7 protein-coding genes are annotated in these 8,528 nt (G+C 48.7%); 2 read left to right on the plus strand and 5 right to left on the minus strand.

From position 1 onward, the window contains the following. Positions 1–203: 203 nt before the first annotated feature. The 3 genes from NHN17_RS24810 to NHN17_RS24820 are packed head-to-tail and all read right to left on the minus strand — an operon-like array spanning position 204 to position 4,241. Complete coding sequence (locus tag NHN17_RS24810; protein ID WP_255045350.1) at positions 204–1,808, minus strand: hydantoinase/oxoprolinase N-terminal domain-containing protein; 1,605 nt, start codon at positions 1,806–1,808, stop codon at positions 204–206. Positions 1,809–1,819: 11 nt separating this feature from the next. Further along, positions 1,820–2,953, minus strand: coding sequence for an S-methyl thiohydantoin desulfurase family protein (locus tag NHN17_RS24815; protein WP_255045351.1), 1,134 nt, complete (start codon positions 2,951–2,953; stop codon positions 1,820–1,822). Then, positions 2,940–4,241, minus strand: a complete 1,302-nt coding sequence (locus tag NHN17_RS24820) for a cytosine permease (protein WP_255045352.1) — start codon at positions 4,239–4,241, stop codon at positions 2,940–2,942. Before NHN17_RS24820 ends, NHN17_RS24815 begins: the two co-directional genes overlap by 14 nt. 118 nt (positions 4,242–4,359) lie before the next feature. Between NHN17_RS24820 and NHN17_RS24825 the strand changes: the two genes are divergently transcribed. Beyond that, positions 4,360–5,292: a LysR family transcriptional regulator gene (locus NHN17_RS24825; protein WP_255045353.1), complete on the plus strand. Its 933-nt coding sequence runs from the start codon at positions 4,360–4,362 to the stop codon at positions 5,290–5,292. A 104-nt stretch (positions 5,293–5,396) separates the two neighbouring features. Then, a complete protein-coding gene (locus NHN17_RS24830; protein WP_255045354.1) occupies positions 5,397–5,840 on the plus strand; it encodes a PACE efflux transporter in 444 nt (147 codons plus the stop codon). Positions 5,841–5,928: 88 nt separating this feature from the next. Here the strand turns inward: NHN17_RS24830 and NHN17_RS24835 are convergent, their stop codons facing one another. Both NHN17_RS24835 and NHN17_RS24840 read right to left on the minus strand, forming a co-directional pair. After that, a complete protein-coding gene (locus NHN17_RS24835; protein WP_255045356.1) occupies positions 5,929–7,122 on the minus strand; it encodes an acetate/propionate family kinase in 1,194 nt (397 codons plus the stop codon). Positions 7,123–7,515: 393 nt separating this feature from the next. Further along, positions 7,516–8,418 (minus strand): LysR family transcriptional regulator, encoded by a 903-nt coding sequence (locus NHN17_RS24840; RefSeq protein ID WP_255045357.1) that lies wholly within the window; start codon positions 8,416–8,418, stop codon positions 7,516–7,518. Positions 8,419–8,528: the final 110 nt, after the last annotated feature.

Consider the following 8,528-nt stretch of genomic DNA (forward strand, 5'->3'; position numbering starts at 1 on the left):
CAACTTCACAGCCCCTGTGGTATATAGCCTCTCACTCACTCACTCGGTAGTGAACATGGTTTTTACTGTATACTCCTCATCGGGCGAGGCTTTACGCGCTATTAGGTAACCTAGCCAGAGACTTGCCAAGTTCAGGCCCTGAATGATATCGCGATTCGGGCACCACAACCCGGGCCTGAGCATTAAAGATAGGGACCATTAAGTTAGGCGATCTTTCCCGCTGCCTTGATCTTCACATGGACCCGATTACCTTGCAGGTAGCTAAGTGGGATTTCATGGCGTTCAATCACCTGGACACTGTCAGGACAAGCCCCTGCTTCCACCGCCAATTGCTTAGCTTCCAACGCCAATGCCTCGAGCACAACCTGCCGTTGATCCGGTGCAATCTCGACGATTTTGTCCAGCTGCCCTGATATCTCACCTAGGGCAACACCAATCGCATTGGCCACTTCAAAGTGTTGTGGGCGAACCACTTCACTCACCCCATTGAAGCTATCGGGTAGCAAGGCACTACCACCACCGACTAGGATCACTGGGACCTTGGCAGCCGAGGTTTTCATCTTATCGATGCCCTCTTCCACCTGCTCCACCATCATCTGGTAAATATCTTCAGCCAGTTGATTGCTCATTTCCAACCGTTGGGCGGCTGGTTGGCCATTCCAAGACATAGCGCCTGTGGATAGTGCAATATCGGTCAAGGTAAGGGTCTCTCCGCCAAAGCTGCGTGCCAATTGCGTTAATTGGTGGCCGATACTTTCCGGGCCCAGCTCCAAAAAACAGGTGTCATTATGTTCAAAACCTTTCACCACGGTGCCTTTAACCACAGTACCGCCACCAATCCCGATAGCCAGAATATCCGGCATCCGGAAATTGGTACGCACCTCGCCAAGCTCTACCGCCGCACTGGATTCACGCGGATAGCCGTGAGTCAAAGCACCGATATCCGACGTAGTTCCGCCAACATCAACCACAATGGCATCGGTCAACTTTGTGAGATGGCTAGCACCACGGATCGAGTTGGTTGGCCCGCACGCTACAGTGAGGATCGGGTATTTGAGAGCAAACACTTGTGACATCAAAGTGCCGTCATTCTGGCCAAAATACGGAGTTACATTGATGCGATGTGCTTCCAGCGCATGACAGAACCCTTCCACAAAACGCTTGGCGGTTCCCTGCAGTGCCGCATTGAGGATAGTGGCGTTTTCACGCTCAAGTATGCCCAGACTACCGATTTTATGGGACAGAGAAATGCCGACACCCGGCAACTCTTCACGCAACCACTGTGCCACTTGCAATTCCTGCTGGCTATTTACCGGCGAGAACACGCCGCAAAGGGCAATCGAATCAACATGGCCGCGCATTTGTTGGCAAAGCTGGCGAATTTCCGCCTCTTGAATATCAGCAATAAGCTGACCATCGTATTCATAGCCACCGTGCGCCTCATAAAAGTGCCCACCGAGTACCGCCTGCCATTCACGGCTCCAACCACAAAGTGGTGGGACACTACTACCGCTAGGCAACGACAGACGGATCATTCCAACCCTGTCGAGCCCCTTACGTTCAACAATGGCGTTGGTACACTGGGTTGTGCCCAGCATCGCGTACTGAACTTGCTCGCCACTGATATTGGCTTGCTCAAGCAAGGTCGATATTGCCCCATCAATCCCAGATGCAATATCTGTGGTTGTTGCTACTTTGACTTTAGCCACGCAGTTGAGCGCAGCATCAAGCAGTACGCCATCAGTATTGGTACCACCAACATCAATGCCTAAACGAAATTGACCTAAGCGAAATTGTTTCTCTTCCATACCACTCTCTCCTATTTCGCTTGTGTCTCTGAGCGTTTCAGTGATTCCACCGGGCAATATTGGGCTGAGTAGCCAAAGTAAGCAGGCCCGGCAACGTCAATTCCCTTCTCTGTACGCCACTTTTCATCGCACGGGTAAGCAATAAGATCAACCCGTTGGCCATAGCGCAATTGCTCAGTCGTAATGGGGTGGCCAGTTTCATGATCCAAAATCGAGATCAGATCCGGTGTGACCGCCAATAGATTATCCTGCGCTAAATCTTCGGCCTGAGTCCCTTCATGGGCGAGCAATAATTCATTTTGGAAATGGACATACACGCTATCTAAGTCTGAATCAGGATCCGCCTGTATCAGCCTTTCGATTGTCACACCACCCTTCACGAAGCCACCGCTGGTGCTTCTTTCTATATCAATGATTTTGCCACTGATAATCTTGTGGCCACCGACAATGTCCAGCACAGCGACAACGCCACTTAGTCCTTCGTCATTGGCTTTCCTGATAGCAGCGCCGATCTTCATCGCCTTAGTCAGGGTTGCTGGCAGCGCACTGCGCTTAAGAGACGCACCGCGCATTGGATAATCACACATCGCCGCCGAACCGCCCATCTGTTCGGTGATCGGACGGGCAAAGCGTTCAGACCATACACCATCAAGCGGATGCAAGATCACCACATTGCCTTTTTCATCAGCCAAGGTATTGGGTGCTGATGGCAAACCATCAAGGTAAAAGGTCACCATTTGCGATTCAGGAAAAGCCCGTCCCATAGCATCACAATCAATTACCGGGATCCCTTTTTGTGCCGCCACCAAAATAGGTATGAGGGAGTTAAAGCCGCCCACTTCAATCGGGTAGGTCGCTTCAATATCGCAGCCCACCGCTAGCTCCATAGCCTCGAAAGCCACTAACATCTGCTCGCGTGAATTGATTTTTTCAATCGCCACTGTCGGTGCACCAATCATAGATGAAGGTACGGTCATCCAATCATCAGCCACTTCATCGAGCGCAATAATCTCAACCGGTTTAGTCGCATTGGCAATCGCGACTTTAGCCATCAAGGCACCGCTGTAAGGATCTCCTCCTCCGCCTGTTCCCAGCACGGTTGCGCCCAGGGCAATATCATCGATCATTTGTTCATTGATAATCACGCACAGTCTCCTTTTCAATGACTGACAACTTTACGAGCACCATATAGGCCACCAGCGAGGCAAGGATGCCGTCGATGGCCGAAATGCTGGTTAACGTAAACAATCCGAAAAACTCACCTGCAGTGCAGGCACTGATGACACTGCCGAATCCCCAAGCAATCAAACCCTTGAACATCCAATCAGGGGCGTTAGAGATACGCTCGAAGGTCAGTGCCTCTTTATCAATAAGGTAATACTGCGCCAAATAAACCCCTGCAGACGGGGCAATCGTCACACCCAGTAATGTCAGGAAGGCGGTAAACTTATCCACCATGCCAAATTGGGCTATCCCCAAGCCGACAATAGTCATCAATATCACCAACAATGGGCGGGGTACCGATGGCAGCGTCACCGACATACCCAGTGCGCCAGAGCATAGGTTACTGCTGTTAGTCGTCCACTGGGCGAAGACCAGCACGATAATGGCAGCCAGCCCCAAGCCTAATGAAAAGAAGACATCGACCAGATTATCGGTACCAGTCATCTGGGTCAGCAACAAGGCAACCACTATGATGGCGCTGTTGCCAAACAGGAAGCCGAATCCAGCACCGAGAATGGCGTCTTTACGGGTTTTGGCATAACGGGCGATATCCGGAGCTGCGACTGCCGCAAGGATCCAAATAGACATCACGAAAGAGATTGCCTCGCCCATCGAGAGCGGAGACTCAATCATTTTGGCTGAGGTAGACTGAGTGCCTGACGCCATATAAAGACCAATGGTGATCAGCGTGACCATCAAAGGCACAGAGTAGGTACTGAGTTTACCCAGTGCCCGTACTCCATAAATGGCCGTCACCATCATCAATAGGCCGCCACCAACCAAAGCCGCACCATGGGAAACCACCAGATCGTATTTGGCCAGGGCATCAACCATAATCAAAGCAAAGAAGTCAGCTTGGAAGGCAAACCAACCCACCAGCGAGATCCCGGTGATAGCCCCCATTGTCTTGCCACCTAGGCGACCAAACACCGCGCTACTGATCAGCGGCGTTGATACCCCAGCCTGATAGCCGATGTTGGCACACAACATAGCGATAATGGCGAGCAAGGCCGAACCAATAAAAGTGGCCGTCAGTGCTTGGTCTATCGGTAAACCACTGCTCAAGAATGCCCCGAGGAACAAGCCTGAAATATCAATCCCGATCGCCAACCATATCAAGCTGATCACCATCCAGCTCCGCTTTGCATTCTGCGGTACCGGCTCCAGCTCGAAGTCATTAATTTTTGAATCCTTTCCTTTCTCGGTCATTCAGCCACCTTGCATTTTTATCCCCAAATATCACATAAAAAAAGTTAGCAGCTTGTTACATTTGAATAAATACATATTATTGAATACAAACATTCGAAAACAACTATGGAAGAACACCATGACGATCCAAGCCCCGACTCTGGATAAAAGGGATCTGCGCCGCCTTGAACTATTCCGTGAAATCGTTGAGCAGGGTGGGATCAGCAATGCTATCCATAGCACAGGCCTGAGCCAACCGGTACTGAGCAACCAGCTTATCACATTGGAAAAAAGCTTAGGTGTGAGCCTCTGTAAACGGGGAAGGAGCGGGTTCGAACTGACTGATGAAGGAAGGTCTGTGTATAATTATGCAAATGAAATCAGCGCGATGTTGACCGAGTATGCCTTCAAACTCAAAGGGGTACATTCAACCTTGTCAGGGCATGTCCGTGTGGGTTGTTTGGATAATACGGCAACCTTGACCAACAACCCATTACTCAAAGCCATCGAACAATTTTATCAGCTGAGCGACGATGTTGAGGTCACTTTGGACGTGGGCGACTACACCCAACTCAATGAAAAATTATTAAGCGGTCAACTGGATATGATGCTTTGCGTACTTGGTGATCGACAACGTGCCGCCTTTGAATTTGCCACGCCTCTGTTTATTGAACAAAGCCAACTGTATGCCCGCAAAGATCTGGCCGAGCAGATCATTGCCAACCACTACATACTCTCAGGTTGTCGCATCAACATGGGCGGATACGCTGTCGACACCATGAAAGCACTGCTTAATATTGAACAGCATCCAGGAGTAAAGCTTTACAATGGCTGGCATGTCGAGTCCGGCTTGATGCTCACTCTCGCAGGCAGCCACCTCAGCTTCCTCCCCACCCATCTAATCGAACAAAATCGCGCCTGCCAACACTTAGTGGCTCTCCAACCCGACAAGTGGAAGTTAGAAAGCCAGTTCTACCTCATCACCAAAGGTAAGCCCAGTACCCTGTCATCGGCAGCTCGAGCATTCACAGACCTGCTTAATACCGTTGCAAAAGAAAGCAACGATCAATAATCTCCCAGCTATCACGATGTGTGATAAGCGCTATCTTGCTGTTAGACTCGAAGCTGCCAAAATGCCCGCTCTTTTTCATTCGTAGCCTTAGAGGAGAGATATTGATGAGTGGGTTAGAACGAGTATTTCATGCAGTCTTATTCGAAGTATTGGCGGTATCGCTATCCATTGGGCTATTGATGTTTTTTACTGATCATCAAGTCGGCGCTTTATCAGGAACTATGATAATCATTGCGACCATCGCCATGGCTTGGAACTTTGTGTTCAACTGGGGCTTTGACCAGTTTTTTCCGGGAGACAAAACCAAGCGTACTATCGCAAAACGCGCCTTCCACGTGGTGTTATTTGAGCTGGGCTTATTGGCGCTGACCATTCCTGTAATGGCCGCCATTTTAGGTGTCAGCCTTTATCAGGCATTTATCATGGATGTCGGCGTGACGGTGTTTATTACTATCTATGCCTTCGTGTTCAACTTTATCTACGACCATATCGGGGCAATTATCGTCAAAAAACGTCGGAACGCTTCAACGTTGACGGTATCGATATAAACTTTTCGAACGCGGTGAGTTTTAACCATAAAAAAAACCGCCAGCATCTTTGCTGGCGGTTTTTTTCATGTCTGTGCTTCGCTTGTAATTAAGCGTGAAGCAGTTCCATTGACTCTTTAGCAATTACCCACTCTTCGTTAGTCGGGATAACCATAGCTACTGGCGTGTTTGGCTTGGTGATAACACCTGCATTGCCAAAGCGTGCAGCAGCATTGCCTTCTTCGTCTTCACGGTAGCCGAAGATCTTCAGGTTCTCAAGGATCTTGCTACGGATTGGCAGAGAGTTCTCGCCGATACCCGCGGTGAAGATGATGGCATCTAGCTCATCTAGCGCAACCATGTAAGAACCGATGTACTTAGCAACACGGTAGCAGAATAGCTCAAAGGCAAGTGTTGCACCTTCGTGGCCATTTTCCATCGCTTCGATGATGCCGCGACAATCGCTTGTCAGGCCAGACACACCGAGAAGGCCCGACTTCTTGTTCAGCTCGTCGAATACTTCCTGCTGAGACCAACCTTTCTTCAGTAGGAACTCAATGATGCTTGGGTCAAGGTCACCACAACGCGTACCCATCATTAGGCCCGCTAGTGGTGTAAAGCCCATACTGGTATCAACACTCTTACCGTTCTTAATAGCACATACCGATGCGCCATTACCTAGGTGAACAGAAATGAAGTTGCTTTCTTCAACTGGCTTGTTGACGACCTTCGCAGCTTCACGGCTAACATAGTAGTGGCTTGTACCGTGGAAACCGTAGCGACGGATGCCGTAGTCAGTGTAAAGTTTCTGAGAGATAGCACCAGTGTATGCCTTCGCTGGCATCGTCTGGTGGAACGCTGTATCGAATACAGCGTACTGAGACAGGCTTGGGAAAGCCGCCATCGCTGCGCGCATACCGATAACGTGAGCAGGGTTATGAAGAGGCGCAAGATCACTCAGGCTGTCGATCTCTTCCAGTACTGACTCGTCAATTTTAACCGTCTTAGTGAATTTCTCACCGCCGTGAACAACACGGTGACCGATGGCAACGATATCTTGCTTCATGCCTAGCTCTTCAAGCAGGACAACGATGCGATCAACGGCCTGCTGGTGGTGGTTACCTTCAGCATCAAGCGCGTGCTCGTGCTTTTCACCATCGATTTTCCAGCTTACTACGGCTTCAGGCATACCGAAGCATTCGCCAAGACCGCTTAGGGTCGCTTCGCCGCTGACAGTGTCGATAAGGGCAAACTTAAGTGAAGAACTGCCAGAGTTGATTACAAGTACTAGAGAGTTGCTCATGGGTTATCTCATCAGATTAATTAGGGCTCTAGAACAAAATGTTCCGTTACACGTCTTTCCGGTCTGTCGACCTATCTAGAAGAAAAAGTGTGGAGCAGCATTTTCTTCTAATTTATAGCTTTTGATTACATTATTCAATTTTTTTTGAATAACTCAACTTTTGTTTCGACAATTTTGTAAAAATTTGAAAAATCACTGGTTCAGATCAAGTTTAAGGCAACGAAAACGTTTTCGTTCGTCTAGTTTGTAACCAAAAACGACAAGAACACACAAAGAAATGTTTATGCTATTAAACAAATTATAGAAAAAAGAAACGACGGAAAGGGCAAAAAAAGCGCAGGGCGAAGCAAAAAAGCATTCGCCATATCTAGAGCCATATAAAAAGTATCGTAACTAACTGATTAAACGAATTTTATCATGTTGTGAGCGGAACCATTCACTGATAAAAGTCATCAAATGACGGATCCTTGGGTTGATATGGACATCATGGTGGCACACCAACCACCAGCTCACACCAGGCAAGGTAATATCAGGTAGAGGGATAGGCTCTAATTCCGGATAACGCTTGGCAATCGAGTGAAAGACAACGGCAATCCCCGCCTTGGCCCTCGCCAACTCTAGCTGCATCTTGAAACTATCGGTGCGAAAATTGAAATGAGACTTACTGAGCGACCTTCCAAACTGACTGGCCGTTTCAATATCGATCTCTAGCTGATCGAACCCAATGAATTGATAGTTGCTAGTATACATTTCGCGTACCGTGGCAGGCTTGCCAAACTGCTTGAGATAATCCCGGTGAGCATAAAAACCTATCTCCTCGCTGTGCAGTAAGCTAACCACCAAATCAGATTGCTCAGGTTTGACTTTCGATATCAGCACATCAGCTTCACGCTTATTCAGATTCACCTCCTTGTTAGCGACCAGTACTTCAACTTCAATATCGGGATATTGTCGCTGAAATTCATTCAGCAACGATGGCATAAAGTAGAAAGACATTATGTCACTAGCCGCCAATCGAACATGGCCAATATGTTTGCCACTGTGAGCAGATACCTTGGTGATAAACCCATCGACTCCTTTTGCCGTCACTTTTGCATCACTTAACAGTTCATTACCCACCAAAGTCAGGCCCAAGCCCTGCGTCGAGCGGTCAAACAGGTTAAAACCCACTTTCTCTTCGAGGGCTGAAATATGCCGACTGATTGTCGGCTGTGACATGCCTAACTTCTGACCAGCCGCAGACATACTCCCTTCTTCGGCAACGGCAAGAAAAATACGAATGCTGTCCCATTCCATATATGCATTCTCAAATACCCACTATGTGTTTTTATGGTAAGCGGGTAATTCTACCCACCTAGCTATTGAAGGGCCCTTTGCTATAGGGCAGCAGATCGCTGATATCACAG

It is taken from the genome of Photobacterium pectinilyticum (assembly GCF_024357955.1).
Lineage (GTDB): Bacteria > Pseudomonadota > Gammaproteobacteria > Enterobacterales > Vibrionaceae > Photobacterium > Photobacterium pectinilyticum.

What these genes read in the sequence shown, in the direction of transcription:
- NHN17_RS24810 (WP_255045350.1), bottom strand. Translation starts at nt 1,808, where the DNA reads ATGGAAGAGAAACAATTTCGCTTAGGTCAATTTCGTTTAGGCATTGAT.
- NHN17_RS24820 (WP_255045352.1), bottom strand. Translation starts at nt 4,241, where the DNA reads ATGACCGAGAAAGGAAAGGATTCAAAAATTAATGACTTCGAGCTGGAG.
- NHN17_RS24825 (WP_255045353.1), top strand. Translation starts at nt 4,360, where the DNA reads ATGACGATCCAAGCCCCGACTCTGGATAAAAGGGATCTGCGCCGCCTT.
- NHN17_RS24830 (WP_255045354.1), top strand. Translation starts at nt 5,397, where the DNA reads ATGAGTGGGTTAGAACGAGTATTTCATGCAGTCTTATTCGAAGTATTG.
- NHN17_RS24835 (WP_255045356.1), bottom strand. Translation starts at nt 7,122, where the DNA reads ATGAGCAACTCTCTAGTACTTGTAATCAACTCTGGCAGTTCTTCACTT.
- NHN17_RS24840 (WP_255045357.1), bottom strand. Translation starts at nt 8,418, where the DNA reads ATGGAATGGGACAGCATTCGTATTTTTCTTGCCGTTGCCGAAGAAGGG.